Origin of the sequence: Erwinia pyri (assembly GCF_030758455.1) — a bacterium.
Lineage (GTDB): Bacteria > Pseudomonadota > Gammaproteobacteria > Enterobacterales > Enterobacteriaceae > Erwinia > Erwinia pyri.
Genome location: NZ_CP132353.1, coordinates 394,898 through 420,057 on the forward strand (window position 1 = coordinate 394,898; position 25,160 = coordinate 420,057).

Here is a 25,160-nt window from a genome sequence, read left to right on the forward strand (position 1 = left end):
TCGGCCCAGGAACAAGTAATCCGCCAATCAGAGGGTATTGAGAGGCGTCGCTGCTCTACAGTAGGAGGTTGAATGGACGAATTTAAACCGGAAGACGAGTTAAAACCTGACACCAGCGATCGCCGCCCGCAGCGGTCCCGCAAAACGTCTTCTGCCCCTAAAGTCCCGGTTTCCCGTCAGCATATGATGATGGGGATTGGTATTCTGGTGCTGCTGCTATTGGTGATTGGCATTGGATCTGCGCTGAATTCGCCTGATGATAGCGCCAGCAAGAGCGCCCAGCAGCCTTCCACCCCTTCAGGTACTTCTGGCGCCGGTAGCGATAAAAACATCGATCTTTCGGGCTCCTCCTCCATGAGCGGGCAGAACGGCACGCCCGCTGCGCCAGCCTCAACAGAGCAGCAGCAGCCAGCCAGCAATGCTCCGCAGGAGATCAGCGTACCGCCTATCTCTTCCACGCCCACTCAGGCTGAGCCTGTGCAGGCACCAGCGAATCAACAGCGTGTTGAACTGCCGGGCGATCTGAACAACGCACTCTCTAATCAGCAGGGGCAGGTGGATGTGGCGGCGCAGGGCGCACAGCAGAGTGGCTCATTGCCCACGGCACCCGCTACGGTAGCGCCAGGCGGCAACGTTTCTGCACCAAAAGCAGTTACCGGGCAGACTCATCAGAATCAACCCGCGGCTGTACACAAACCCGCGCCGAAGCCTGCTGCAACTGCTAAAGAGAGCAGGCCGAAAAGTAGCGCTTCTGCCAGCCATACTGCGTCCGAACCTGCCAGAGCGGCCTCTTCGGCACCGGCTGGAAGCTATACGCTCCAGCTGAGCAGTGCTTCAAGATCGGATACGCTTAACGCCTGGGCGAAGAAGCAAAACCTGAGCAGCTACCACGTCTATAAAACGACCCGTAACGGGCAACCCTGGTATGTGCTGGTCAGCGGCTCTTACGCTACGCCAGCTGAAGCGAAGCGCGCCGTAGCTTCCCTTCCGGCCGAAGTCCGGGCAAAAAGCCCCTGGGTGAAGCCGGTCAGCCAGGTGAAAAAAGAAGCGGCTAATTAACCGCTTTCTCCCGGTATGATTTAAGCAGGAACCGTTAGCCCTCTTCGGAGGGCTAACTATTCAAAGCGCAGATATGCTGTCGGTGTAACCGCAGCCAGAAGAGTAAGTGTAATAAAACGACGGCATGAAAAAAAATCGCGCTTTTTTGAAATGGGCGGGTGGCAAATACCCGCTGCTTGATGATATCCAGCGTCATCTGCCAGAAGGGGACTGCCTGATCGAGCCTTTTGTCGGGGCCGGCTCGGTGTTCCTGAACACGCATTTTCCAAGCTATGTTCTTGCGGATATCAACAGCGATCTGATTAACCTCTATAACATCGTCAAAACCCGCGTCAGCGAGTTTGTTACCGATGCCCGCGAGCTTTTTACCAGCGAGAGCAACGACTCAGAATTCTATTACGCCCGTCGTGCAGAATTTAATCGCTGCGCCGATCCTTATCGTCGCGGCCTGCTGTTTTTGTATCTGAACCGCCATTGCTACAATGGCCTGTGTCGTTACAACCTGCGCGGTGAGTTCAACGTGCCGTTTGGCCGCTATCGCAAACCCTATTTTCCGGAAGATGAGCTCTACTGGTTCTCTGAGCGCTCGCAGAATGCGACCTTTGTCTGTGAATCGTACGATGTTACCCTTAACCGGGCGCCGCAAGGGGCGGTAGTCTATTGCGATCCTCCCTATGCGCCGCTGTCGGCCACGGCGAACTTCACCGCCTACCACACCAACAGCTTCAGCCTGCTGCAACAGCAGCATCTGGCGGAGCTGGCAGAGAAGCTGGCCGCTGAAAGTCGTATACCGGTGCTGATTTCTAATCACGATACCCCGCTGACCAGGGTCTGGTACCAGGCAGCCGAGCTGCATCAAATCAAGGCGCGGCGTTCAATCAGCCGCAACAGTAACGGACGTAATCAGGTGGATGAACTGCTGGCGCTGTTTGCCAGCAAATAACCCTCAACTGCGGTACGTGCCGTAAGGCGCGCTAATTGGGAGAAATGGATGAAACAGTTTTTAATTGCCCCATCAATTCTGTCTGCTGACTTTGCCCGTCTGGGCGAAGATACGGCGAAAGCGCTGGCCGCCGGTGGCGATGTTGTGCATTTTGACGTGATGGATAACCATTACGTTCCCAACCTGACCATGGGCCCGATGGTGCTGAAAGCGCTGCGTGACTACGGCATTACCGCTCCCATTGACGTGCATATGATGGTGAAACCGGTGGACAGACTGATCCCCGACTTCGCCAAAGCGGGTGCCAGCTACATCACCTTCCATCCGGAAGCCTCTGATCACGTTGACCGCTCGCTGCAGCTGATCAAAGAGCATGGCTGCAAAGCTGGCCTGGTATTTAATCCGGCGACCCCGCTCAGCTACCTTGATTTTGTGATGGATAAGCTGGATGTTATTTTGCTGATGTCGGTTAATCCGGGCTTTGGCGGACAATCCTTTATTCCCGGCACGCTGGATAAGCTGCGCCAGGTTCGTAAGCTGATCGATCAAAGCGGCTATGACATTCGCCTGGAAGTGGACGGCGGCGTGAAGGCTGAAAACATTGGCGAAATTGCCGCAGCGGGCGCAGATATGTTTGTTGCCGGCTCCGCCATCTTTGGCAAACCCGATTATAAAAAAGTGATCGACGACATGCGCACCGAACTGGAGAAGTCACGTCATGGCTCATTTCACTAAAGTTCGCGCGCTGGCATTCGATCTTGACGGCACGCTTATCGACAGCGCGCCGGGTTTAACCAGCGCTGTCGATGCCGCATTAACGTCGCTCAGCCTTCCTGCTGCAGGCATCGAGCGGGTTTCCACCTGGATCGGTAACGGCGCTGATATTCTGATTGAGCGGGCGCTGACCTGGGCGCTGGGTCATGCGCCGGAAGGTGAGCTGATTCGCGATGCGCGCGTGCTGCTTGATAAGCACTATGCCACCACTATCGAAAGCGGCAGCAAGCTGTTCCCTGGCGTGAAGGAAGGGCTAGCGGCGCTGGCTGAGAAAGGCCTGCCGATGGCCATTGTCACCAACAAGCCAACGCCTTTTGTCGCGCCGCTGCTCGCCTCGTTAGGGATTGCGGAGTACTTCTCGCTGATCGTCGGTGGAGACGATGTGGTAGCGAAAAAGCCGCATCCTGCGCCTCTGTTCCTGGTGTTGGGCAAATTTGGCCTGTTGCAGGAGGAGCTGGTGTTTGTCGGCGACTCGCGAAATGATATTCTTGCCGCTCAGGCAGCAGGATGTCCCTGCGTCGGCATGACCTTCGGATACAACTACGGTGAGCCGATTGCCACCAGCCAGCCAACCGTTGTACTGGATCACTTTACCGATTTGTTGCCCGCTTTAGGGCTGTAATTATCAGGACGAAAAACATGAAACCCATCGTATTTAGCGGCGCACAGCCATCCGGCGAACTGACCATTGGTAATTATATGGGTGCGCTGCGTCAGTGGGTCAGCATGCAGGATACCCATGACTGCATCTACTGCATCGTTGATCTGCATGCCATCACCGTCCGTCAGGATCCTCAGGCGCTGCGTAAAGCCACGCTGGATACGCTGGCGCTCTATCTGGCCTGCGGTATCGACCCGCAAAAGAGCACTATCTTTGTGCAGTCGCACGTGCCTGAACATACTCAGCTGGGCTGGATCCTGAACTGTTACACCTATTTCGGCGAACTGAGCCGCATGACGCAGTTCAAAGATAAGTCTGCCCGCTATGAAGAGAACATCAACGCCGGACTGTTCGACTACCCGGTGCTGATGGCAGCCGATATCCTGCTCTATCAAACCACCCAGGTGCCGGTGGGCGAAGATCAGAAGCAGCATCTGGAGCTGAGCCGCGACGTGGCCGCCCGCTTTAACGCGCTCTATGGCGAGGTGTTTAAGGTGCCGGAGCCGTTTATCCCGAAATCGGGTGCGCGCGTGATGTCACTGCTGGAACCGACGAAAAAGATGTCCAAGTCAGACGATAACCGTAATAACGTGATTGGCCTGCTGGAAGATCCGAAATCGGTAGTGAAGAAGATCAAGCGGGCGATGACCGACGGCGACGAGCCGCCGGTGGTGCGTTATGACATCAAAAACAAGGCTGGCGTCTCTAACCTGCTGGATATTCTCTCAGGCGTGACCGGTAAAAGCATTCCTGAACTGGAACAGCAGTTTGAGGGGCAGATGTATGGTCATCTGAAAGGAGCCGTGGCTGATGCGGTATCCGGGATGCTGATTGATCTGCAGGAGCGGTACAACCGCTACCGCAGCGATGAAGCCCTGCTGGAGCAGGTGATGCGTGATGGCGCGACTAAAGCGCGTGCACAGGCTCAGGAAACGCTGAAGAAGGTTTATGAAGCCGTGGGCTTTGTCGCTCAGCCTTAAGCGTGGACTGAAGAGGAACCAGAAGCGGCGTTACGCGGTTTCTGGTTTCTCCTTCTGAAGATTTAAAACCAGCGCAGTTTCTCCCTTAGCGCCACCACGCGCCCTACGATAATCAGTGAAGGGCTGCTGGCTGCGGCAGCCAGCGTGGCCAGCGCGTGCAGTTCTCCACTGACAACCCGCTGTTGTGTTGAGGTTCCCCGCTCCACAATGGCGACCGGCATATCGGCTGACATACCGTGCTCAAGCAGCTGATGCTGGATCTCTCCCGCCTGTGCCAGCCCCATATAAAACACCAGCGTCTGCTTTTCCGCCGCAAGATTTTTCCAGTCCAGTCCGCCATCGGCCTGAACATGCCCTGTTACCAGACGTACGCTTTGCGCATAATCGCGATGGGTCAGCGGGATCCCGCTATAGGCTGAGCAGCCGGAAGCGGCGGTAATACCGGGCACCACGGAAAAGGGGATATTTGCCGCCAGCAGCGCTTCCAGCTCTTCAGCGCCACGGCCAAAGATAAAGGGATCGCCCCCTTTCAGGCGCACCACACGCTTGCCCCGCTGCGCCTGCTCCAGCAGCAGCTGATTGATCGACTCCTGAGGGACGCAGTGAAAGCCCGCCCGTTTCCCCACGAAGATGCGCTCTGCATCGCGTCTGACCAGCTCAAGAATTTCATCCGATACCAGCCGGTCATAGACCACCACATCCGCCTGCTGGATCTGCTGCAGCCCTTTCAGCGTCAGCAGACCGGCATCGCCAGGCCCGGCGCCAACCAGCACCACTTCGCCTCTCTCTTCCAGCGGGGTGGCAAACAGCGTTTCGGTCAGCTGTTCAACCTGAGCAGACTGCCCGTTAGCCAGGGCCTGGGCCAGACGATCGTGGCTGAAGAGCTTCTCCCAAAAACGACGCCGCTGCCCGATTTCTGAGAAGCTGTTTTTAACGCGCTGACGGAGCGAACCCGCATAAGCAGCCGCTTTTCCCAGATGCTGAGGCAGCAGGGCTTCGATCTTCTCCCGCAGCAGCCTCGCCATCACCGGCGCTTTACCCCCGCTGGAAACGGCCACTATCAGCGGCGAACGGTCAACGATGGAAGGCATAATGGCGCTGGCCTGCTCCGGTGCATCCACCACGTTGCAAAAAATTTGCCTGGCCTCCGCGCAGGCGCTGACGTGCTGATTCATGGCTGCGTCGTCAGTAGCGGCAATGACCAGCCAGCAGCCTGCAAGCATGTCGGGATGGAAGTTTCCGGGCAAAAGGGCCAGCTCGCCCTGCTGCTGCCAGAGAGTAAACGGGGGAGAGAAGTAGGTTGAGCAGACCCGCAGGTCTGCCCCCGCTTTCAGTAACAGACGGGCTTTACGTTCTGCCACCTCGCCACCGCCAACCAGCAGGCAGGCCCGGTTACGCAGCTGACAAAAGAGAGGAAGATAATCCACAGCAAGGCTCACTTAAGAAAAGGGCCGCCAGAGGGCGGCCAGAGCGCCAGTCAGCGCAGCTTCAGACAGCAATCTCTACCAGCCCCTCCCGCACGCGGGCGGGATAGCTGGCTACGGAGTGGCTTTCATCCTCCATGCAGAGACCATCCTGCAGGCGAAAACGCTGTTTTTTCAGCGGGCTGGCTATCCACAGCGTCTGCTGATGCTCCGCGATAATGCCGCGTGACAACACGCTTGCCTGAGCGAAAGGATCGATATTACTCAGCGCAAACACCGTGTCATCGGCCCGCGGGCGGAACAGGGCTATCTGCAAATCGTTCACTTTAGCGCAGACGCCGGTAGCGGGCAGAATGCTCTCCAGCGGGCAGATGGGATACCAGTGACTCATGATTGTTCCTCCAGGAGTACCACAGAAATGCGCTCTGCAGGACGGGCAGGGCGATGCTGCTCCCGCTCGGGTACAGACTGAACCAGCGGATCGCGCTGTGGAGTGTTAATGAAGTGAGCGAAACGCGCACGTTGGCGCGGATCCTCAACGGTTTCTTTCCATTCACAGGTTACCTGCTCGCGGAGGCAGGCGACTTCGGCTTCCAGCTGGCTGTTCAGCCCCAGCTTGTCATGGATAATGACCTGTTTGAGATAATCGATGCCGCCTTCCAGACTTTCCAGCCACAGCGAGGTGCGCTGCAGCTTATCGGCAGTGCGGATATAAAACATCATAAACCGGTCGAGATAAGCGATCAGCGTCTGCTCATCCAGATCCGCTGCCAGCAAATCCGCATGCCGTGGCTTCATGCCGCCGTTACCGGCTACATAGAGATTCCAGCCTTTTTCGGTGGCGATGATCCCCACATCTTTGCCCTGCGCTTCTGCACACTCCCGGGTACAACCGGAGACGCCAAATTTCATTTTATGCGGCGTGCGGATGCCCTTGTAGCGGTTTTCCAGCATGACCCCCAGTCCGGCGCTGTCGCCAACGCCAAAACGGCACCAGCTGCTGCCCACGCAGGTTTTTGCCATCCGCAGCGCTTTGGCATAGGCGTGACCAGTCTCAAAACCAGCGGCGATAAGTTCAGACCAGATGGCGGGCAGATCGTCCTTCTGCGCGCCAAACAGCCCGATGCGCTGTGAGCCGGTAATCTTGGTATAGAGGTTATAGCGACGGCCAACTTCACCAATCGCAACCAGACCTTCCGGGGTGATCTCTCCTCCGGCGGAGCGGGGGATCACGGAGTAGGTGCCATCTTTTTGAATATTGCCAAGGAACAGGTCGTTACTGTCCTGCAGCGGCGTATGTTCCGCTTTCAGCACGTAATCGTTCCAGCAGGAGGCGAGCAGCGAACCTATCGTCGGTTTGCACACTTCACAGCCGTAGCCCTGACCATATTTCTTCAGCAGCTGATCAAAGGTTTTGATCTCCTCCACACGGATCAGGTGGTAAAGCTCCTGACGGGAGTAGCGGAAGTGTTCACACAGGTGGTGGTTGACCTCAATACCCTGACGGCTGAGTTCCGCATTCAGCACCTGGGTCATTAACGGTACGCAACCACCGCAGCCTGTGCCCGCTTTGGTTTCTGCCTTGAGCGCGGCAACGGTATGGCAACCTCCTTGCACTGCGGCGATCAGATCGCCCTTCGTCACATCAAAGCAGGAGCAGATTTGCGCCGTATCGGGTAAAGAGTCCACGCCGATAGCGGGCTTGCTGCCTGCATGGGCGGGCAGGATCAGCGCGTCGGGGTTTTCAGGCAGCTCAATCGCATTAAGCATCAGCTGCAGCAGGTTGCCATAGTCGCTGGTATCACCAACCAGCACGGCGCCCAGCAGCGTTTTGTTATCCTCGCTGACCACCAGACGCTTATAAACTTCCTTGCTCTCATCCAGATAAACGTAACTTCTGGCGCCCGGCGTCCGGCCATGCGCATCGCCAATGCCGCCAACGTCCACGCCCAGCAGTTTAAGTTTGGCGCTCATATCCGCACCGGTGAACGCATTCTCCTTGCCCAGCAGATGATCGCAGGCAACCTGCGCCATTTTGTAACCTGGCGCGACCAGCCCGTAAATGCGGTTTTGCCAGGCAGCGCATTCGCCGATAGCGTAGATATCCGCATCCGCCGTCAGGCAGCGATCGTCAATCAGCACGCCGCCACGCTGGCCAAGCGGCAGATTACTCTGTCTGGCCAGCTTGTCCTGCGGGCGGATACCGGTTGAGAAGACGATAAAATCGATATCCAGCTCGCTGCCATCGGCAAACTGCATGGTTTTGCCGCCAGCGGGCCGGTCAACAATGCGTTGCGTATTTTTGCTGGTATGGACCTGCACGCCCATGCGTTCGATTTTTTTCCTGAGCTGATCGCCGCCCAGCGGATCAAGCTGTTCGGCCATCAGCCCGGAAGCGAATTCGACAACGTGGGTCTCAATACCGAGATTTTTTAAGGCACCGGCCGCTTCCAGCCCCAGCAGCCCACCGCCCACTACGGCGCCGCGCTTGCTGCGCCGGGCGCAGGCTTCAATGGCATTGAGATCTTCAATAGTACGATAGACAAAACAGTCCTGACCGTCTGCTCCGGCAATGGGCGGCACCCACGGGTAGGAGCCGGTGGCGATAACCAGCTTGTCATACTGCACCGCGCGTCCGGTACTGGAGTGGATCACTTTTTCCTGACGATTCAGGGTGATCGCCCGCTCGCCAACCAGCACTTCAATCTGGTTTTTCTGATAGAAATCATCGCGGACCAGCGAAAGCTCTTCAGCCGTATGGTGCGAGAAGTAGGCGGAAAGGTGCACGCGGTCATAGGCCACGCGGGGTTCTTCGCAGAAGACGGTGATGGCAAACTGGCCGGGCGCCGCTTTTTCAACCAGCTCTTCGATTAACCGGTGGCCCACCATGCCGTTGCCAATAATGACGAGTCGGGTGCTCATATTTGCCTCACAATGCTATGTATTGTGGCTACAATAGCGCGCCAGAACCCCCACTTATTGATATCGATCAATCCCCTTTTCAAATACTCCTTTATGAGTATGCTGCTGATTTGGCAATACTTTTTGTAAGTTGCGGAAAAGCAAGAACTTCAACTGAATCGAGTCAGTGGCTGTCAGGGCAGACGATCGTGCGGCGGGCAGAAGAGTGCTATGGTGATAAATAACCCCATCACCCTGAGGAGCGTTGGCATGCAGAGTGTTAAGTTGAGATGGATTAATCACGTTCGTTTGCCCTGGCGCGAAGGCCTGTGGCAGATAGAGATCCGCGACGGCAAAATCGCCTCTCTTTCTCCCCAGCCGCAAAGCGAGCCCGCTGGCGATTCACTGGATGCGGAAGGCGGACTGGCTTTTCCACCTTTTATCGAGCCGCATATCCATCTTGATACCACGCAAACCGCCGGAGAACCCGCCTGGAATGAATCAGGCACGCTGTTCGAAGGGATTGAACGCTGGGCTGAGCGCAAGGCGCTGCTGAGCCATGAGGATGTTAAGCAGCGCGCTGCCCAGACGTTGAAATGGCAGATAGCCAATGGCATCCAGCATGTTCGCACCCACGTTGATGTTTCCGATCCCACGCTGACGGCGCTGAAGGCGATGCTGGAAGTGAAAGCGGAAATGGCGCCATGGGTGGATATTCAGCTGGTGGCTTTTCCGCAGGAGGGCATTCTCTCCTACCCGGATGGCGAAGCGCTGTTAGAAGAGGCGCTGCAGCTGGGAGCCGATGTGGTCGGCGCTATCCCGCATTTTGAATTCACCCGGGAATACGGCGTGGAGTCGCTGCATAAGACCTTTGCGCTGGCGCAAAAATACCAGCGCATGATCGACGTGCATTGCGATGAAATTGATGATGAGCAGTCCCGCTTCGTGGAGACGGTAGCGGCGCTGGCGCTGCGGGAAAAGATGGGAGAGCGCGTTACCGCCAGCCATACTACCGCGATGCACTCCTACAACGGAGCCTACACTTCGCGCCTGTTTCGGTTACTTAAGCTTTCCGGCATCAATTTTGTGGCCAACCCGCTGGTGAATATTCATCTTCAGGGGCGTTTCGACACTTATCCCAAGCGCCGCGGCATCACGCGGGTGAAAGAGATGCTGGAAGCGGAGATCAACGTCTGTTTCGGCCATGATGACGTGTTCGATCCCTGGTATCCACTCGGCACGGCCAATATGCTGCAGGTACTGCATATGGGCCTGCATGTCTGCCAGCTGATGGGCTACGGTCAGATTGATGCGGGCATCAACCTCATCACCCATAACAGCGCGCGAACGCTGCAGCTGAAGGATTACGGCATCCAGACGGGCAACAGCGCCAATCTGATTATTCTCCCTGCCGATAATGGTTTTGATGCGCTTCGCCGTCAGGTGCCGGTGCGCTATTCCATCCGTCAGGGCAGGATGATTGCCGAGACCAGGCCAGCCGATACCACCATCCATTTAACACAGAGTGAGAAAGTGGATTTCCGGCGGTAAATAAGATGGGACTGGACATAAAAAAAAGGCCGGAGCTCCGGCCTTTCTGTTTTTTGTCTGCTGATGATTAATGCGCGGACATATGGCCTGGCAGCTTGTGCCGGCTGACAAAGCCCAGCAGCAGGCACATCACGAAGACCACGGCATAGAGGCCGTTTGCGGTAAGCAGAGCGGCATGCGCGCCACCTTTCTCCACAATCGGGCCGGTGACCACAAAGGTCAGCATTGTGCCTACGGTGCCGCAGGTAAGGATAAAGTTCACCAGCTTCGGTGAGGCAATCTTAGTCTGCAGTGAACCCAGCGTGATGATGGTGGTGTAGATGGCGCTGGAGAAGAAGCCCAGGGCGATCATGATCCATTTCAGCATAGAAGCATCTGTTGCGCTGACAAACCAGTACATCAGCAGCGTCGCCATCAACGCCAGCACGGTCAGAATACGCTGCGGATCGAAGAAGCGCAGAATGGCGCTGAAGGCCCACATACCAATCATGTAGGAGGTCCAGAAGTTGCCTACCAGTCCGCCAGCCTGGCTGATATCCATGCCCATGGTCTTGGTGGCGTAGAGCGGAACCCAGCCAATAAAGCCCAGCTGGCCAAGAATATAGCAGAGTGCAGCGATGGCGAGGAACAGCACGCCCAGACCCCATTTCTCTTTCTCGCCCTGGGGCTGATTAGGGGCTTTCTTGCCGAGTACCGGGAATTCAAAGCAGAGTGCGAGTACGAAAATAGCCACATAGATCACGCCAATGCAGGCATAAACCCAGTACCACGGCAGCGAGCGCGCCAGGATTGCCGCAGCAATAATCGGGAATATGGTGCCGGCCATGCTGAAGAAGGAGTCCGTGAACAGCAGGCGTGACCCGCGCTGACGTCCTTCATACAGGTGAGTGATCAGGAAGGTACCGATCGACATGGTAATGCCGCTGACCACGCCAAGCACAAACATGCACAGCGAGAAAACGCTCAGGCTGTGGCTGGTCATCAGCCCCAGTACCGCCAGCACCATCAGCACAAAGCCGAAGATCAGCTGACGCTTCAGCGGAATAATTTCCATCAGCCAGGCGTTCAGAAAGACCGCAACAAGAATACCGGCGTTCAGGAAGGTAAAGGTGTTACTCATCTGGGCGACGGGTAACTGAAAATAATCAGCAATATTTTCCAGCACCATCCCGGTCACAATAACCACTGCGCCTGTGAGTGCGTAAGAGAAGAAACTGATCCAGGTAAGCCCGATGCGATCGCGATTAGTCATAAGTTGGAAACCTGTGGGTCAAAGGGAGCGTGGCGCGGGTCGTCCACGGTATGCAGCGGAAGTGTAGCGAGAATCGTGATCGGCTTAAATAAATAATGAAACATTTGTTTTCAAATACATGAATTTCGTGACTGAAGTCACTGTTTTGGCTGCTTCGCAAGCGTTTGCCTGGCGACGTTCGCGAGTAAATTAAAGTAAAACGCTGGCGCCGTGATAAGCGCCTCTTTACAATCATTTTTTTGGCCTGTCGCCCTTCGTAAGGAATCTTTTATGTTTAAACGTACTCTGACTGCGGTAGCCGCCGTGCTTGCGCTCTCCACGCTCTCCGTTTCTACCTTTGCCGCTAAGGGAGATACGCATGTGCTGCTGACCACTTCAGCCGGTAATATTGAGCTGGAACTCAATAATCAAAAAGCCCCCATCTCAACAAAAAACTTTGTCGACTATGTGAACAGCGGTTTTTATAACAACACCACGTTCCATCGCGTCATTCCTGGCTTTATGGTACAGGGCGGCGGTTTCACCGCGGATATGCAGCAGAAGCCGACCAACGCACCTATTAAAAATGAAGCTGACAACGGTTTGCTGAACAAACGCGGCACCATCTCAATGGCCCGTACCTCCGACAAAGATAGCGCTACCAGCCAGTTCTTTATTAACGTGGCAGACAACGCCTTCCTCGATCACGGCCAGCGTGATTTTGGCTACGCCGTTTTTGGCAAAGTGGTGAAAGGTCAGGATGTAGCCGATAAAATTTCTCAGGTTCAGGCGCAGAACGTAGGCCCTTATCAGAACGTCCCGGTTAAGCCGGTGGTGATCCTTTCCGCAAAAGTGCTTCCTTAATCTCCCGTTGGGTGATTGCTGCTTATAATTAGTGCGAGTTACGCGGTCATCAGGCCGCGCCACGCAGCAATCACCTGGTTTTGGGAGACCGCATGACAAAAAAAATCACAGAAAAACAGAAGCTCACCCTGTGGCAACAGCGGCAGGAAGCTAACTTCTACGCCAGCTTTCTGCTTGGCGGCACGCCGCTTCAGCCCGGCCCTGAACATCCAGGGCTGCCGCATTTGCAGGCGCTTCACTATGCGCTTTTTCAGGACGTTTTAGAGGACGCTGGCGAGCTGCGTCAGGTTGATATTCAGCTTGGCGATACGCCCTGCTGCCATTTTGAATATATCGAAAAAGAGGGGAACGCGCTGATGCAGGCGCTGGAGGATGAAAACGGCCTGGCCGATCTGCCTCTTGCGCTGCTGACAGAGCGTCTCGCCTGGTACTACTGTGAACTCACGGTCCTGCATCCTTTTCTGAAAGGCAACGGACGCGCTCAGCGCATGCTGTTTGAACAGATTGTTATCCACGCCGGTTTTGATATTCAGTGGGCGAAAATTGATGCGGAAAGCTGGCGGGCCGCTAATCAGGCGAGCCTGGAGGGCGATCTCAGCTTACTGACGGCGGCTTTCGGCAAAGTGGTAAGCGAGCGGCAGGAAAGCGCGTAGAATAGCGCCGTCCTGAACCTGCCCGGAGCTGCCATGCTACTGCTGATTGATAACTACGACTCTTTTACCTGGAACCTCTACCAGTATTTTTGCGAGCTGGGCGCAGAGGTTCAGGTTCACCGAAATGATGAGATCTCGTTAGAGCAGATAGCCTCCCTGCACCCTGAGCGGCTGGTGATTTCACCCGGCCCCTGTACGCCCGACGACGCAGGGATTTCACTGTCGGCAATCCGCCAATTTGCCGGCAAGCTACCCATTCTGGGCGTTTGTCTTGGACATCAGGCCATCGCCCAGGCTTTTGGTGGCCGTGTGATCCGGGCGCGGCAGGTGATGCATGGCAAAGTCTCGGCTATTGAACATAACGAGGGCGGCGTGTTTGCCGGGCTTAATCATCCGCTGAACGTGACGCGCTATCACTCGTTAATTGTCGAATCCCACTCGTTGCCGCCAGAGTTTGAGGTAACAGCCTGGACGCTTTGCGACGGTAAGCCCGATGAAATCATGGGGTTCCGTCACCGCTCTTTGCCGCTGGAAGGGGTGCAGTTTCATCCTGAAAGCATTCTCAGCGAGCAGGGGCATCAGCTGCTGCGCAATTTCCTGAAAGCGTGAAATAATTGCTTTTGAGTGATTTTTTATGCATATTTTATGATTATAATTTCACTCTCCTGTAACAGAATAAAACGATGAGGTAGTCAATGGCGGCGGATAAATTAGCGGTAACGCGGGCGACGTTCAATGAGGTGATTTTGCCTGTTTATGCACCAGCAGCGTTTGTGCCTGTTAAGGGCAAAGGCAGCCGCGTCTGGGATCAGCAGGGAAAAGAGTATATCGATTTTTCCGGCGGCATTGCGGTGACGGCGTTAGGGCATTGTCATCCCGCGCTGGTTGAAACGTTAAAAAGCCAGGGGGAAACGCTGTGGCACACCAGCAACGTGTTCACCAATGAACCCGCGCTGCGTCTGGCCAGCAAACTGATTGCTGCCACCTTTGCTGAACGGGTCTTTTTTGCTAACTCGGGTGCCGAAGCTAACGAAGCGGCGTTCAAGCTGGCCCGCTATTATGCTGCCAAACGCCACTCTCCCTACAAGAGTAAAATCATCGCTTTCCACAATGCGTTCCACGGACGCACGTTCTTTACCGTCTCCGTAGGCGGGCAGCCAAAATATTCTGACGGGTTTGGCCCTAAACCTGGCGATATCGTTCACGTTCCGTTTAACGATCTGGAGGCGGTAAAAGCGGTAATTGATGACCATACCTGCGCCATCGTCGTTGAGCCGATTCAGGGAGAGGGCGGCGTGATGCCTGCCACCGCTGAATTTATGCAGGGCCTGCGTAAACTCTGCGATGAACATCAGGCGCTGCTGGTGCTGGATGAAGTGCAGAGCGGCATGGGCCGCAGCGGCAAGCTGTTTGCGTATGAACATTATGGCGTGCAGCCAGATATTCTGACCACCGCCAAAGCTTTGGGCGGCGGCTTCCCGATCAGCGCGATGCTGACCACCAACGAGATCGCTTCCACCATGTCGCCGGGCGTACACGGCACCACCTACGGCGGTAATCCGCTCGCCTGTGCAATTGCGGAGACGGCGCTGGATATCATTAACACCGAAGAGGTGCTGAGCGGCGTGGTATCGCGTCGTGAACTCTTTGTGGCAGCATTGAAAACGCTTGATGCAAAGCTGGATCTGTTCAGCGATATTCGCGGCAAGGGGCTGCTGATTGGCGCGGCGCTGAAGCCACAACATGCCGGTAAAGCGCGCGATATCCTGAACGCTGCGGCCGCCGAAGGGGTGATGATCCTGAATGCCGGTACGGAGGTGATCCGTTTTGCCCCTTCGCTGGTGATTGAACCAACGGATATCGAAGAGGGCATGGCTCGCTTTGCCAGAGCCGTGGAAAAAGTGCTCGCTTAACAGGCCACAGGGAGCTGTCCTGTGCAGCTCCCCCGCGCACTTCCCCGGAAATACTTTACCAGTAAAGTGCCTTTTCCAATGTCATCACTCTGGCGCTTCTCCAGAAACCCTTTACCAGCAGAGCCATCTTCTCAACATCAGTACCCTGACACTTCCCCGAAGACAGCTCACCCTCAGGAGGATCTCTTCAGCTTGCGTATCAGCCAGCGGCCGTGATGCGGGCGGGCACTCCATGCCAGCGAGGAGATGGTGTGCATCACGCTCAGATGCCCCAGAATACGTTTTACGTGCCTTTCCAGAATAGTGGTCGGCCCCTGACTCAGCTCGACCTGAGAATCCATCACGTTGGTTTCTGAGCCTGGCCCGTCATATTCCAGACGCTGCTGACAGCGCTGCAGCGCCACCTCACAATCCTGCAAATAGCGTTCTGCCAGCGAAGAGGTCAGCATCGTATGCTCGCGCGCCAGTATGGTCATGGCGTTAATGTGCTCCACGATAAACTGGCTGTGCGTCACCCAGAGTTTCATATCGGAAAGATAGCGCGAATCGAATCCCGGCTCCTGCATCGCCTGATTCAGCGAGTTAAACAGGGCGTTATGCGCCTGATTCACCCGCATACGCTGATAAGCCAGCTTCACCGGATCCTGCTCATTGCCCAGCAGCATCTGCAGCGCATCCTGGTAGGTTTCAAGCGCATCGTGCGCATTCTGCCGCAGCAGGCCGCTTTGCCACTGTGGCCAGAGCCAGATCATGCCGCCGAAAGCGATCAGGCAGCCCATCAGCGTATCCAGCAGGCGGGGCAGCAGGAAGTCCGCGCCGTTAAGCGACAGCAGCTGAAGAGACCAGACCGCGGTTACCGTGAAACCAATCATCGCAAAGCCATAGAATTTGCGGATAAACAGATAGCTGATAAGCGTAATCGCCAGCATCACCAACAGCACCACAGATTCCGGCGCCTGAAGACGCAGCGTGATGGCGGCGATAATCAGTCCCGCCAGCGTGCCAAGCGCACGGTGCTGGATCCGCACGCGGGTGGCGCTGTAGCCGTTCTGGCTGACAAACATCACCGTCATCAGGATCCAGTAAGGCTTGGGCAAATTAAAGAACAGCGCCAGCGAGCTGGCAAAAGTCAGCATCACTGCAAAGCGCGAGGCGGTGCGCAGCGCGGCGGATTTCAGCGACAGATAGCTTCTGATAGCAGGTAACAGTGGCTGACGGCGCTGGCGGTCCGCCATCAAATCCCGCTGATACAACGGCCTCTGGGTACGTAAAACCCGGCCGATGCGGCTGAAATGATAATAACAAAAGGTGCCCACCGGATTGTCCGGGTGCTGTCGGGAGATCTTCTCCAGCGCCTGTAGCTGTTTATCCATCGTGAAGCGTTCAGGCAGCTTGTGATAGAGAATATCGTCAGCCAGTACGCGAAGCCGGGCGGCGATGGTCTGCGCATTCCAGCGGATTACCGCTTCAGCATGGCTCTGCTCTACCAGCTTTTGCACCTCTTCAGGCTGATGCAGGCTGACCGAAATATGCTCCTGCAGATCCAGCGCTACCTGGAACGCCCGGGTCAGGCGTTTGTGATGGTTGTAGCGGGTGGCGGAGAGCATATGCATCTGCTGGTAGCAGGTAGTGATCAGATCGACCGCTTTCTGTTGCCGGGCCAGCAGCGGCGGCAGCGCCTTTTCCGGATCCGTCAGCCTGGTCAGCAGGGTGTATTTGGCTTCGCAGTAGCCCGCCAGCTCGCGGTAGAGCAGGCTGAGCGTTTCCCGCATCGGCTGCTCTTTCCACAGCCAGAACCAGAACCAGTTAAAGACGCCGTACCAGATGGTGCCCAGCACGTAGAGCATTGGCGGTTCCCATATTGGCATCCGGCCAGCCAGGCTGAGGGTAAAAATAGCGGCGATCAGCGAGCCGGGCAGCAGCCGGCCATGCAGCGGGCTGATCTCGCCGGTGATGCCCAGCAGCATCGTCATGGTGAACAGGATGAGGGGTAAAGGCACCGCCTTTCCGCCCAGATACTGGATCAGAAAACTGCTGAAAGCGAACAGCGTTCCGCCGATGAGCAGGCGCTTGAAGAAACGTTTGTGGGGAGTATCAAGACCGGCGATGTTGCAACAGGCAGGCACTAAAGAGAAGAGCAGGCCCCGTTGCAGGTCACCCAGCAGCCAGCCGACAGCCACCGGTAAGCAGAGCACCAGCGTCTGGCGCAGCGCGTAGTTCACTTCAGGGTGATAGATCAGTCGACGCCACATCACTCCGTACCAAATAAAAAGGCGCAACAGAGGCTGTTGCGCCGTGGATCAGAGCCGATCAGCGTGTGCCATAGACAACGATGGTTTTACCGTGTGCCGAGATCAGGTTTTGATCTTCCAGCATTTTCAGAATACGGCCTACCGTTTCGCGTGAGCAGCCAACAATCTGCCCAATTTCCTGACGGGTGATTTTGATCTGCATCCCGTCCGGGTGCGTCATAGCGTCGGGTTGCTTCGCCAGATTCAGCAGAGTTTGCGCAATGCGACCTGTCACATCAAGGAAAGCTAAATTGCCCACTTTCTCTGAGGTAACCTGAAGACGACTGGCCATCTGTGCCGAGAGGCGCATCAGGATGTCAGGATTGACCTGAATAAGCTGACGGAATTTTTTATAGGAGATTTCAGCCACTTCACAGGCTGTTTTCGCACGTACCCACGCGCTACGCTCCTGACCTTCTTCAAACAGGCCAAGTTCGCCAATGAAGTCACCCTGGTTGAGGTAAGAGAGGATCATCTCTTTGCCTTCTTCATCCTTGATAAGCACCGCTACTGCGCCTTTGACGATGTAGTAGAGGGTTTCTGCCTTTTCACCCTGATGAATCAGCGTGCTCTTGGATGGATACTTATGAATATGGCAATGTGACAGGAACCATTCAAGTGTCGGGTCTGTTTGCGGTTTGCCGAGAACCATTCGCTGTTATCCTCTGTTGTCATCGTGCCTAAATACAGGGGCAGAGTTCCCTGTCAGGCGTTGAAATAATCAAGCGTTTCCCATCAGGAAATGTATTCGGGCCTCTGTGAAAAGCCTGGCTCGTTATGTTGTCCCGTTTCGTCGTGCTTGTAGAGTACTGACGAAAATATTACAGCTTTGTTTGTAGCACAGCTTTCAACGAGTGTCTTCTGTTGTCTCGCTTCAGCATAGTGGGAAAACTGCCGCATTGCCGTTTTTCAGGCTAAAGCGTAATCTGAAGTTAACTAAATGAATTAGAGGAATTTGTTATGCAGGCTCGGGTCAAGTGGGTTGAAGGGTTAACGTTTTTGGGAGAATCCTCATCAGGACATCAGGTATTGATGGATGGAAACTCCGGGGATAAAGCGCCAAGCCCGATGGAAATGGTGTTGATGGCCGCGGGCGGATGCAGCGCCATCGACGTGGTCTCGATTCTGCAGAAGGGCCGCCATAACGTAAAGGATTGCGAGGTGAAGCTCACCTCAGAGCGGCGTGAAGAGGCTCCCCGCCTCTTTACCCATATTAATCTGCACTTTATCGTCAGCGGCGTCGGGCTGGGTGACAAAGCCGTATCGCGCGCCGTGGATCTCTCTGCCGAGAAGTACTGCTCTGTGGCGCTGATGCTGGGTAAAGGGGTCAATATGACCCACAGCTACGAAGTGATCGAATTAGAGGAAAAGTAGTTCGCTGAGCGTAGGAGTAACGCCTGTTTACCGGGCGTTACTCAATTTTCTTGCCCTGAATCAGCCGTTTAACCAACGGCCCCATAATCAGCTCCATGGCCAGCCCCATTTTCCCGCCCGGCACCACCAGCGTATTGATATGCGAAATAAACGATCCCTGCAGCATCGACAGCAGGTAGGGGAAGTCGATATCTTCCAGCGCCTGGAAGTGGATCACCACAAAGCTTTCATCCAGCGAAGGGATAGCCCGGGCCGCAAAAGGGTTAGAGGTATCCACCGTCGGCACGCGCTGGAAGTTAATGTGCGTGCGTGAAAACTGCGGCGTAATGAAGTTGATGTAATCCTCCATTGAGCGCACCACTGAATCCATCACTGCTTCACGCGAATGGCCGCGTTCGCTGGTGTCACGCACCAGCTTCTGGATCCACTCCAGGTTAACGATAGGCACTACGCCGACCAGCAGATCGACATGCGCGGCCACGTTATTCTGCGGGGTTACCACGCCGCCGTGCAGCCCTTCATAAAACAGCACGTCGGTCGGTTCGGGCAGCGGCTGCCACGGCGTAAAGGTGCCCGGCACCTGATTCCACGGCACCGCTTCATCATAGGTATGCAGATACTTGCGGGATTTACCGCTGCCGGTGCGGCCATACTCGGTAAAGGTGAGTTCCAGCAGCGCAAAGTCGTTGGCTTCCGGGCCAAAATAGCTGATATGGCGGCCCATATCCCGTGCCTTGCGGATCGCCATGTCCATCTCAGGGCGGGTATAGCGGTGAAAGCTGTCCCCTTCCACTTCGGCGGCATGCAGGCCAAGCTGCTGGAAAATCTTTCTGAAGGCCAGGCTGGTGGTGGTGGTTCCCGCCCCGCTGGATCCCGTTACGGCAATCACCGGATGTTTGGCTGACATGCATATACCTCCCTGAGAAAAGTCGCCTCGCATTGGTACCATGTTTCAGGCGTGGATGTCATCTCTGCCCGTTAACCCGTCACCTGACCACGCGGCATGATATTGACCGTCTCATGCAGCTCGGACCAGACCAGTACCGCTTCGCCGCTGGTTAACTGGCGGCGAACGTCTTTAACCTTCTGTTCCAGCGAGCGTTCCTGCTCGCCGTAGTCGGTACCTTCTCGCAGGACAAAAGATTCAATCAGGTTGTCCAGGGTGTCATTGTCGAGCTCTTTCCAGGGAATTATCACGTTAGTTGTCCAGCCAGGTTGAAAGCCATTGCGGAATGCGTTGTTCAAGCCACATCTGGGGCTTGCGCAGGGTGCCGCCGACAAAACCCACGTGGCCGCCATACTCTGTCAGCTGGTAGGTGACAGCGGAAGGCAGCAAATGGGCGGCGGGGATCACCTCATGGGTCATAAAGGGATCGTCTTTAGCATGGATGATCAGTAACGGTTTCTCCACTTTGGGCAGCAAAGGCATGGCGCTGCAGCGACGATAATAGTCGGTGGCGTCCAGAAAACCGTGCGCCCGGGCGGTAATAACATCATCAAAGTCGCGCAATTTTTTCAGTGCCCTGAGTTCTGGCAGCTCAATGGGCAGCGTGCCCGGCCAGGCGAGCAGCTTGCGCTCCGCGTTCTGTTTAAGAAGCGAGAGCAGATAACGCTGATAGAAGCGGGAAACCCCCTGTTCCAGCTTCAGGCTGCAGGGTTCCAGCATTAACGGGGCAGAGACCACCACGCCCGCCTCCAGCGTGCAGGCCGATCCCTGTTCGCCCATCAGACAGGCCAGCATGTTGCCGCCGAGGGAGAAACCGACGGCAGCAGTAGGGACACTACCCCACTCCTCACGCAGCCAGTGGAGAAAATAGCTGGCATCGCTGGTTTCGCCGGAGTGATAGATGCGTTGCAGGCGGTTGGGTTCGCCGCTACAGCCGCGAAAATGCATCACTACGCCCAGCCAGCCACGCTCCTTGCAGACCTGAAGCAGCCCGTGCGCATAGGGACTATGAACGCTGCCTTCCAGACCATGAAACAGTACCACTCGTGGTTTGTGTCGGGCGCAGGCCGGATCTTCGCTCCAGGCGAGATCGACAAAATCGGTGTCCGGCAGGGTGAGTCTCTGCCAGTGAGGCGTGAACAGCATGTGGCGGCGAACCAGCCGCGGCAAAATTGTTTGCAGATGCGCGTTGCTCATGCCGGGAATTGGCTGAAACCGCAGGGTCTCAGGGTGATTAAAATTCATGTTCAAAATGCTTGTAGGATCTCTGTCACATTGTTAGCTTCATGTGGTTCGTTTCTGGTCAGGGGGTGAGGAGCACCCGTTTCATATGGAACTGAGTCTGTTTTTATCAATGCTGGGCTTTTTATGGGTGGCGGCTATCACGCCGGGACCTAATAATATGTTACTCACCGCCTCCGGCGCCAATTTTGGTTTTCTTCGCTCGTTGTGGCTGCTGATCGGCATCATGATTGGCATGCAGGTCATGCTGCTGATGGTAGCGTTTGGCATCGGCGGGCTGATCCTGCTTTATCCCTCTCTGCACCTGGTGCTGAAAATTGGCGGAAGCCTCTATCTTCTCTGGCTGGCATGGAAAATCGGCACGGCTGAGTATGAGAAGCTGGAGACGAATGATGCACCCGCTGCGCCAATGCCGTTCTGGCAGGGTGGTCTGCTGCAGCTGATTAACCCTAAAGCCTGGCTGATGGCACTGGGCGCCGTGGCCAGCTTCAGCCTGGCCGGGGAAGCCTACCAGAGCTCGGTGGTCGCCATCAGCGTTGGCATGGCGCTGGTCAATCTGGTGTCAGGCATTATCTGGCTGGGCTTTGGCGCGGTGATTGGTCGTATCCTGCGCAGCCGCCGGGCCTGGACTATTTTTAACGTGGCGATGGGGCTACTGACCGCCGCCTGCGTGCTGCTTATCTGGCATTAATTCCCTGTCCCTCTGAGAAGCCACCGCACTGCGGTGGTTTTTTTTGGCGCTTACCCGCCATGTCACTTAGTTATCCAGCATTTGATCTAAGGATAATTAGTTATAAAAGATAATTTCTAATTACTTTATCGCGATGGTTGCTCTCGGTTACAAAGGCGTTATTCAAACGATAACGATCACCGGAGCAGGGCATGGCGGGAAAATTCACTCTTACACTTATTGCAGCGGCACTCTCTCTTTCCTCGCTCAGCGCGCAGGCCGTGGATGTCACCGTTGCTTATCAGACCTCCGCAGAGCCGGCGAAAATTGCGCAGGCCGATAACACCTTCGCCAGAGAGAGCGGAGCGAAAGTGGAGTGGCGCAAATTCGACAGCGGTTCAAGCGTGGTCAGAGCGCTAGCCTCCGGTGATGTACAGATTGGCAATATCGGCTCCAGCCCGCTGGCCGTTGCCGCCAGCCAGCAGGTGCCCATTGAAGTCTTCCTGCTTGCCTCGCAGCTGGGTAACTCTGAAGCGCTGGTGGTGAAAAAAAGCATCAGCAGCCCGAAGGATCTGATCGGTAAACGCATCGCGGTACCTTTCATCTCCACGACCCACTACAGCCTTCTTTCCGCCCTCAAGCACTGGGGGATCCGTCCCGATCAGCTGCAAATCGTTAACCTGCAACCGCCCGCCATTATTGCTGCCTGGCAACGGGGCGATATTGATGGCGCCTACGTCTGGGCGCCAGCAGTGAATGAGCTGGAGAAAGAGGGCACTGTGCTCACCGACTCGGCGCAGGTGGGTAAGTGGGGCTCCCCAACGCTGGATGTCTGGGTGGTGCGAAAAGATTTCGCCGAAAAGCATCCTGATGTGGTGACCGCCTTCGCCCGCAGCGCGCTGGCCGCGCAGAAAGGCTATCTCGATAATCCGGAACAGTGGCTGAAAGAGGAGGGCAACCTCAGCAAGCTCTCGCGTTTAAGCGGCGTGCCTGAACAGCAGATCCCGGGCCTGGTGAAAGGGAATACCTACCTTACCGCGCAGCAGCAGGTTGAACAGCTTGGCAAGCCGGTGGATCGGGCCATTATCGATACCGCCAGATTCCTCAAAGAGCAGGGCAAGGTGCCGCAGGCCGCCAGTGATTACAGCGCCTATGTCACCGACCGCTTCGTCAAACCTCTTGCCGAATAAAGGGAGTCTCTATGCTGAGGGTATCCAATCTTACGGCTCGCTACGGCGGTCAACTCGCCTTACAGGATATTAACCTGACCATTGAGCCAGGTGAGCTGCTGGTGGTGCTGGGACCGTCAGGCTGCGGCAAAACCACCCTGCTGAATCTTATTGCGGGATTTTTGCCCGCCGTGTCGGGCAGTATCACGCTGGATGGCAAAGTAGTGACCGGTCCTGGCGCAGAGCGCGGGGTGGTGTTCCAGCATGAAGGCTTGCTGCCGTGGCGTAACGTGCTGGATAACGTGGCGCTGGGCTTACAGCTTGCCGGAGTGGCGAAGCCGCAGCGTCGTGACATTGCCCGCCAGATGCTGAAGAAAGTTGGCCTTGAAGGCGCGGAAAAACGCTTTATCTGGCAGCTTTCTGGCGGCATGCGCCAGCGTGTCGGTATCGCCCGGGCGCTGGCGGCCAACCCTCAACTGCTGCTGTTGGATGAACCGTTCGGCGCTCTGGATGCGTTTACCCGTGAGCAGATGCAGGAACTGCTGCTGAATCTCTGGCGCGAAAGCGGCAAGCAGGTGTTGCTGATTACGCACGATATTGAAGAAGCAGTGTTCCTGGCAAGCACGCTGATCCTGCTCTCTACCGGGCCGGGCAGGGTGACTGAACGCCTGTCGCTCGATTTTGGCCGACGCTACGCTGCGGGAGAATCGTGCCGCAGCATCAAGTCCGACCCCGCTTTTATCGAAAAACGTGAATATGTCCTGAGTCAGGTCTTCCAGCAGCGCGAGGTCTTCTCATGAGTTTATTATCAACCGAAAAACCGCTGCCTCGCCGCGTGCGCTTGAGCTGGCCTTTCAGTCGTCAGATCACGCTTAGCGCAGCGACACTGCTGGTAGTGCTGGCCATCTGGTGGGCCGTGACCGCGCTGAAGCTGATTGCGCCACTGTTTTTACCTGCGCCTTATCAGGTGTTCCATCAGCTGCTCACCATCGCCAGCGCACAAGGGTTTATGGATGCGACGCTTTGGCAGCATCTGGCAGCCAGCCTGACCCGCATCGTGATTGCCCTGCTGGCCGCCGTGGTTATTGGCGTGCCGGTTGGCATTCTGATGGGGTTGAATGAGACGGCACGCGGCATTCTCGACCCGCTTATTGAGCTTTACCGCCCGGTGCCGCCGCTGGCCTATCTGCCGCTGATGGTTATCTGGTTCGGCATCGGCGAAACCTCCAAAATTCTGCTGATCTATCTGGCTATTTTTGCGCCGGTTGCGCTCTCTGCGGTGGCTGGCGTTAAAAGCGCCCAGCAGGTTCGCATCCGTGCGGCTCAGGCGCTGGGCGGCAGCCGCTGGCAGGTGCTCTGGTATGTGATTTTACCCGGTGCGCTGCCGGAGATTTTAACCGGGGTGCGCATCGGGCTTGGCGTTGGCTGGTCCACGCTGGTGGCCGCAGAGCTGATTGCCGCCACGCGTGGGCTCGGTTTTATGGTGCAGTCCGCCGGAGAGTTTCTCGCCACCGACGTGGTACTTGCAGGCATCGCCGTTATCGCCCTGATCGCTTTCACTCTTGAGGTGGGGCTGCGCGCCCTGCAACGCCGTTTAACCCCCTGGCATGGAGAACACGTATGAACGAACGTCTGACTATTAAAGCGCTGGGGCCGCATATCGGCGCCGAGGTTTCTGACATCACTCTGAGCCGTCCGCTGAGCGATGCGCAGTTTGAGCAGCTCTATCACGCGCTGATCCGCCATCAGGTTCTGTTCTTCCGCCATCAGCCGGTCACCCCGCAGCAGCAACGGGCGCTGGCTGCCCAGTTTGGCGATCTGCATATCCATCCTGTTTATCCTCACGCGCCAGGGGTGGAGGAGATCATCGTGCTGGACACCCACGATAACAATCCGCCGGACAATGATAACTGGCACACCGACGTGACCTTCATTGCCACGCCCCCAGCAGGCGCAATTCTGGCGGCGAAAAGGCTGCCGGAGTCGGGCGGGGATACGCTCTGGGCCAGCGGGATCGCCGCTTATGAAGCGTTGTCCGACTCGTTTAAAACGTTGCTGAGCGGCCTGCAGGCGGAGCACGATTTCACTAAATCATTTCAGGAGTTCAAACACCGCGGCAGTGAGGAAGAGCATGCGCGCTGGAAGCTGGCGGTAGAGAAAAATCCGCCGCTGCTGCATCCGGTCATTCGTACCCATCCGGTGAGCGGCAGGCAGGCGCTGTTTGTGAACGAAGGGTTCACCACGCGCATTGTGGGTATTCCACAGAAAGAGAGTGAAGCACTGCTGGGCTTCCTGTTTGCGCATATCACTAAGCCGGAATTTCAGGTGCGCTGGCGCTGGCAGGAGAATGATATTGCGATCTGGGATAACCGGGTGACGCAGCACTATGCCAATGCGGACTACATGCCGCAGCGGCGGATCATGCACCGGGCAACCATTCTGGGAGATAAGCCTTTCTGGCGTGGCTGAGGCTGTGCAGCAACCAGTCAGACCGCCGGGACAGGGAGAGAAGGA

At 56.2% G+C, this 25,160-nt stretch carries 25 protein-coding genes; 16 read left to right on the forward strand and 9 right to left on the reverse strand.

From position 1 onward, the window contains the following. Positions 1-72 precede the first annotated feature (72 nt). From Q3V30_RS01790 to trpS, 5 genes are all read left to right on the forward strand, one after another. Positions 73-1,059, forward strand: coding sequence for an SPOR domain-containing protein (locus tag Q3V30_RS01790; RefSeq protein WP_306209907.1), 987 nt, complete (start codon positions 73-75; stop codon positions 1,057-1,059). Positions 1,060-1,183: 124 nt separating this feature from the next. Then, a complete protein-coding gene (gene dam / locus Q3V30_RS01795) occupies positions 1,184-2,002 on the forward strand; it encodes an adenine-specific DNA-methyltransferase (RefSeq protein ID WP_306209909.1) in 819 nt (272 codons plus the stop codon). Between the two features lie 48 nt (positions 2,003-2,050). After that, a complete protein-coding gene (rpe, locus tag Q3V30_RS01800) occupies positions 2,051-2,737 on the forward strand; it encodes a ribulose-phosphate 3-epimerase (protein WP_306209911.1) in 687 nt (228 codons plus the stop codon). Further along, positions 2,721-3,398: a phosphoglycolate phosphatase gene (locus tag Q3V30_RS01805; protein ID WP_306209913.1), complete on the forward strand. Its 678-nt coding sequence runs from the start codon at positions 2,721-2,723 to the stop codon at positions 3,396-3,398. The genes rpe and Q3V30_RS01805 overlap by 17 nt, the downstream gene beginning before the upstream one ends. A gap of 17 nt (positions 3,399-3,415) precedes the next feature. Next, the gene (trpS, locus tag Q3V30_RS01810; RefSeq protein ID WP_306209914.1) at positions 3,416-4,417 is read left to right on the forward strand and encodes a tryptophan--tRNA ligase; all 1,002 of its coding nucleotides are present in this window, start codon (positions 3,416-3,418) and stop codon (positions 4,415-4,417) included. A 62-nt stretch (positions 4,418-4,479) separates the two neighbouring features. Here trpS and cysG read toward each other — a convergent pair whose 3' ends face one another. From cysG to nirB, 3 genes are all read right to left on the reverse strand, one after another. Next, positions 4,480-5,844, reverse strand: coding sequence for a siroheme synthase CysG (gene cysG / locus Q3V30_RS01815; RefSeq protein ID WP_306209916.1), 1,365 nt, complete (start codon positions 5,842-5,844; stop codon positions 4,480-4,482). Between the two features lie 61 nt (positions 5,845-5,905). Continuing rightward, entirely contained in the window at positions 5,906-6,232 is a 327-nt protein-coding gene (gene nirD, locus Q3V30_RS01820) for a nitrite reductase small subunit NirD (protein ID WP_306209918.1), read from the reverse strand. After that, on the reverse strand, positions 6,229-8,763 hold the full coding sequence (gene nirB / locus Q3V30_RS01825) for a nitrite reductase large subunit NirB (protein ID WP_306209920.1): 2,535 nt from the start codon (positions 8,761-8,763) through the stop codon (positions 6,229-6,231). Before nirB ends, nirD begins: the two co-directional genes overlap by 4 nt. Positions 8,764-9,012: 249 nt before the next feature. On the opposite strand from nirB, the gene Q3V30_RS01830 reads away from it, so the two are divergent. Continuing rightward, positions 9,013-10,293: a cytosine deaminase gene (locus tag Q3V30_RS01830; RefSeq protein WP_306209922.1), complete on the forward strand. Its 1,281-nt coding sequence runs from the start codon at positions 9,013-9,015 to the stop codon at positions 10,291-10,293. A gap of 67 nt (positions 10,294-10,360) precedes the next feature. On the opposite strand, the gene tsgA is transcribed toward Q3V30_RS01830, so the two are convergent. Then, on the reverse strand, positions 10,361-11,545 hold the full coding sequence (gene tsgA, locus Q3V30_RS01835; RefSeq protein ID WP_306209924.1) for an MFS transporter TsgA: 1,185 nt from the start codon (positions 11,543-11,545) through the stop codon (positions 10,361-10,363). Positions 11,546-11,815: 270 nt separating this feature from the next. Between tsgA and ppiA the strand changes: the two genes are divergently transcribed. The 4 genes from ppiA (at position 11,816) to argD (ending at position 14,954) form a co-directional block, all read left to right on the forward strand. Further along, positions 11,816-12,388 (forward strand): peptidylprolyl isomerase A, encoded by a 573-nt coding sequence (ppiA, locus tag Q3V30_RS01840; protein WP_306209926.1) that lies wholly within the window; start codon positions 11,816-11,818, stop codon positions 12,386-12,388. A 92-nt stretch (positions 12,389-12,480) separates the two neighbouring features. Next, on the forward strand, positions 12,481-13,041 hold the full coding sequence (locus tag Q3V30_RS01845; protein WP_306209928.1) for a putative adenosine monophosphate-protein transferase Fic: 561 nt from the start codon (positions 12,481-12,483) through the stop codon (positions 13,039-13,041). A gap of 33 nt (positions 13,042-13,074) precedes the next feature. After that, entirely contained in the window at positions 13,075-13,650 is a 576-nt protein-coding gene (locus Q3V30_RS01850) for an aminodeoxychorismate synthase component II (RefSeq protein ID WP_306209930.1), read from the forward strand. Between the two features lie 86 nt (positions 13,651-13,736). Continuing rightward, the gene (gene argD, locus Q3V30_RS01855) at positions 13,737-14,954 is read left to right on the forward strand and encodes a bifunctional acetylornithine/succinyldiaminopimelate transaminase (RefSeq protein ID WP_306209932.1); all 1,218 of its coding nucleotides are present in this window, start codon (positions 13,737-13,739) and stop codon (positions 14,952-14,954) included. A gap of 173 nt (positions 14,955-15,127) precedes the next feature. Here argD and Q3V30_RS01860 read toward each other — a convergent pair whose 3' ends face one another. Together Q3V30_RS01860 and crp are read right to left on the reverse strand one after the other, a co-directional pair. Then, entirely contained in the window at positions 15,128-17,206 is a 2,079-nt protein-coding gene (locus Q3V30_RS01860; RefSeq protein ID WP_306209934.1) for a YccS/YhfK family putative transporter, read from the reverse strand. A gap of 58 nt (positions 17,207-17,264) precedes the next feature. After that, entirely contained in the window at positions 17,265-17,897 is a 633-nt protein-coding gene (crp, locus tag Q3V30_RS01865; protein WP_034895576.1) for a cAMP-activated global transcriptional regulator CRP, read from the reverse strand. Between the two features lie 308 nt (positions 17,898-18,205). Here crp and Q3V30_RS01870 point away from each other — a divergent pair, with 308 nt between their 5' ends. Continuing rightward, a complete protein-coding gene (locus tag Q3V30_RS01870; RefSeq protein WP_306209940.1) occupies positions 18,206-18,619 on the forward strand; it encodes an OsmC family protein in 414 nt (137 codons plus the stop codon). A gap of 37 nt (positions 18,620-18,656) precedes the next feature. On the opposite strand, the gene Q3V30_RS01875 is transcribed toward Q3V30_RS01870, so the two are convergent. The 3 genes from Q3V30_RS01875 to Q3V30_RS01885 all read right to left on the reverse strand — a co-directional run bounded on the left by Q3V30_RS01875 (position 18,657) and on the right by Q3V30_RS01885 (position 20,810). Beyond that, positions 18,657-19,526 (reverse strand): phosphoribulokinase, encoded by an 870-nt coding sequence (locus tag Q3V30_RS01875; RefSeq protein ID WP_306209942.1) that lies wholly within the window; start codon positions 19,524-19,526, stop codon positions 18,657-18,659. A 71-nt stretch (positions 19,527-19,597) separates the two neighbouring features. Beyond that, the gene (locus Q3V30_RS01880) at positions 19,598-19,816 is read right to left on the reverse strand and encodes a YheU family protein (RefSeq protein WP_306209944.1); all 219 of its coding nucleotides are present in this window, start codon (positions 19,814-19,816) and stop codon (positions 19,598-19,600) included. Position 19,817: 1 nt separating this feature from the next. Then, complete coding sequence (locus Q3V30_RS01885) at positions 19,818-20,810, reverse strand: hydrolase (protein ID WP_306209946.1); 993 nt, start codon at positions 20,808-20,810, stop codon at positions 19,818-19,820. An 85-nt stretch (positions 20,811-20,895) separates the two neighbouring features. Here Q3V30_RS01885 and Q3V30_RS01890 point away from each other — a divergent pair, with 85 nt between their 5' ends. From Q3V30_RS01890 to tauD, 5 genes are all read left to right on the forward strand, one after another. Then, positions 20,896-21,498, forward strand: a complete 603-nt coding sequence (locus tag Q3V30_RS01890; RefSeq protein ID WP_306209948.1) for a LysE family translocator — start codon at positions 20,896-20,898, stop codon at positions 21,496-21,498. 191 nt (positions 21,499-21,689) lie between these two features. Then, positions 21,690-22,667: a taurine ABC transporter substrate-binding protein gene (tauA, locus tag Q3V30_RS01895; RefSeq protein WP_306209950.1), complete on the forward strand. Its 978-nt coding sequence runs from the start codon at positions 21,690-21,692 to the stop codon at positions 22,665-22,667. Positions 22,668-22,678: 11 nt separating this feature from the next. After that, positions 22,679-23,446 carry a taurine ABC transporter ATP-binding subunit gene (gene tauB / locus Q3V30_RS01900; RefSeq protein ID WP_306209952.1) on the forward strand — a complete coding sequence of 256 codons (768 nt, stop codon included), beginning with the start codon at positions 22,679-22,681 and terminating at the stop codon, positions 23,444-23,446. Further along, complete coding sequence (gene tauC, locus Q3V30_RS01905; RefSeq protein WP_306209954.1) at positions 23,443-24,270, forward strand: taurine ABC transporter permease TauC; 828 nt, start codon at positions 23,443-23,445, stop codon at positions 24,268-24,270. Before tauB ends, tauC begins: the two co-directional genes overlap by 4 nt. Next, positions 24,267-25,115, forward strand: a complete 849-nt coding sequence (gene tauD / locus Q3V30_RS01910; RefSeq protein ID WP_306209956.1) for a taurine dioxygenase — start codon at positions 24,267-24,269, stop codon at positions 25,113-25,115. Before tauC ends, tauD begins: the two co-directional genes overlap by 4 nt. Positions 25,116-25,160 lie beyond the last annotated feature (45 nt).

Excerpts from the sequence above, each read along its gene's own strand:
- Q3V30_RS01890 (WP_306209948.1), top strand. The coding sequence starts at position 20,896 with ATGGAACTGAGTCTGTTTTTATCAATGCTGGGCTTTTTATGGGTGGCG.
- crp (WP_034895576.1), bottom strand. The coding sequence starts at position 17,897 with ATGGTTCTCGGCAAACCGCAAACAGACCCGACACTTGAATGGTTCCTG.
- Q3V30_RS01885 (WP_306209946.1), bottom strand. The coding sequence starts at position 20,810 with ATGAATTTTAATCACCCTGAGACCCTGCGGTTTCAGCCAATTCCCGGC.
- Q3V30_RS01850 (WP_306209930.1), top strand. The coding sequence starts at position 13,075 with ATGCTACTGCTGATTGATAACTACGACTCTTTTACCTGGAACCTCTAC.
- tauA (WP_306209950.1), top strand. The coding sequence starts at position 21,690 with ATGGCGGGAAAATTCACTCTTACACTTATTGCAGCGGCACTCTCTCTT.
- tauC (WP_306209954.1), top strand. The coding sequence starts at position 23,443 with ATGAGTTTATTATCAACCGAAAAACCGCTGCCTCGCCGCGTGCGCTTG.
- dam (WP_306209909.1), top strand. The coding sequence starts at position 1,184 with ATGAAAAAAAATCGCGCTTTTTTGAAATGGGCGGGTGGCAAATACCCG.
- ppiA (WP_306209926.1), top strand. The coding sequence starts at position 11,816 with ATGTTTAAACGTACTCTGACTGCGGTAGCCGCCGTGCTTGCGCTCTCC.
- tauB (WP_306209952.1), top strand. The coding sequence starts at position 22,679 with ATGCTGAGGGTATCCAATCTTACGGCTCGCTACGGCGGTCAACTCGCC.
- Q3V30_RS01875 (WP_306209942.1), bottom strand. The coding sequence starts at position 19,526 with ATGTCAGCCAAACATCCGGTGATTGCCGTAACGGGATCCAGCGGGGCG.
- nirB (WP_306209920.1), bottom strand. The coding sequence starts at position 8,763 with ATGAGCACCCGACTCGTCATTATTGGCAACGGCATGGTGGGCCACCGG.
- tsgA (WP_306209924.1), bottom strand. The coding sequence starts at position 11,545 with ATGACTAATCGCGATCGCATCGGGCTTACCTGGATCAGTTTCTTCTCT.
- rpe (WP_306209911.1), top strand. The coding sequence starts at position 2,051 with ATGAAACAGTTTTTAATTGCCCCATCAATTCTGTCTGCTGACTTTGCC.
- tauD (WP_306209956.1), top strand. The coding sequence starts at position 24,267 with ATGAACGAACGTCTGACTATTAAAGCGCTGGGGCCGCATATCGGCGCC.
- nirD (WP_306209918.1), bottom strand. The coding sequence starts at position 6,232 with ATGAGTCACTGGTATCCCATCTGCCCGCTGGAGAGCATTCTGCCCGCT.
- Q3V30_RS01860 (WP_306209934.1), bottom strand. The coding sequence starts at position 17,206 with ATGTGGCGTCGACTGATCTATCACCCTGAAGTGAACTACGCGCTGCGC.
- Q3V30_RS01870 (WP_306209940.1), top strand. The coding sequence starts at position 18,206 with ATGCAGGCTCGGGTCAAGTGGGTTGAAGGGTTAACGTTTTTGGGAGAA.
- trpS (WP_306209914.1), top strand. The coding sequence starts at position 3,416 with ATGAAACCCATCGTATTTAGCGGCGCACAGCCATCCGGCGAACTGACC.
- argD (WP_306209932.1), top strand. The coding sequence starts at position 13,737 with ATGGCGGCGGATAAATTAGCGGTAACGCGGGCGACGTTCAATGAGGTG.
- Q3V30_RS01830 (WP_306209922.1), top strand. The coding sequence starts at position 9,013 with ATGCAGAGTGTTAAGTTGAGATGGATTAATCACGTTCGTTTGCCCTGG.
- Q3V30_RS01805 (WP_306209913.1), top strand. The coding sequence starts at position 2,721 with ATGGCTCATTTCACTAAAGTTCGCGCGCTGGCATTCGATCTTGACGGC.
- Q3V30_RS01790 (WP_306209907.1), top strand. The coding sequence starts at position 73 with ATGGACGAATTTAAACCGGAAGACGAGTTAAAACCTGACACCAGCGAT.
- Q3V30_RS01845 (WP_306209928.1), top strand. The coding sequence starts at position 12,481 with ATGACAAAAAAAATCACAGAAAAACAGAAGCTCACCCTGTGGCAACAG.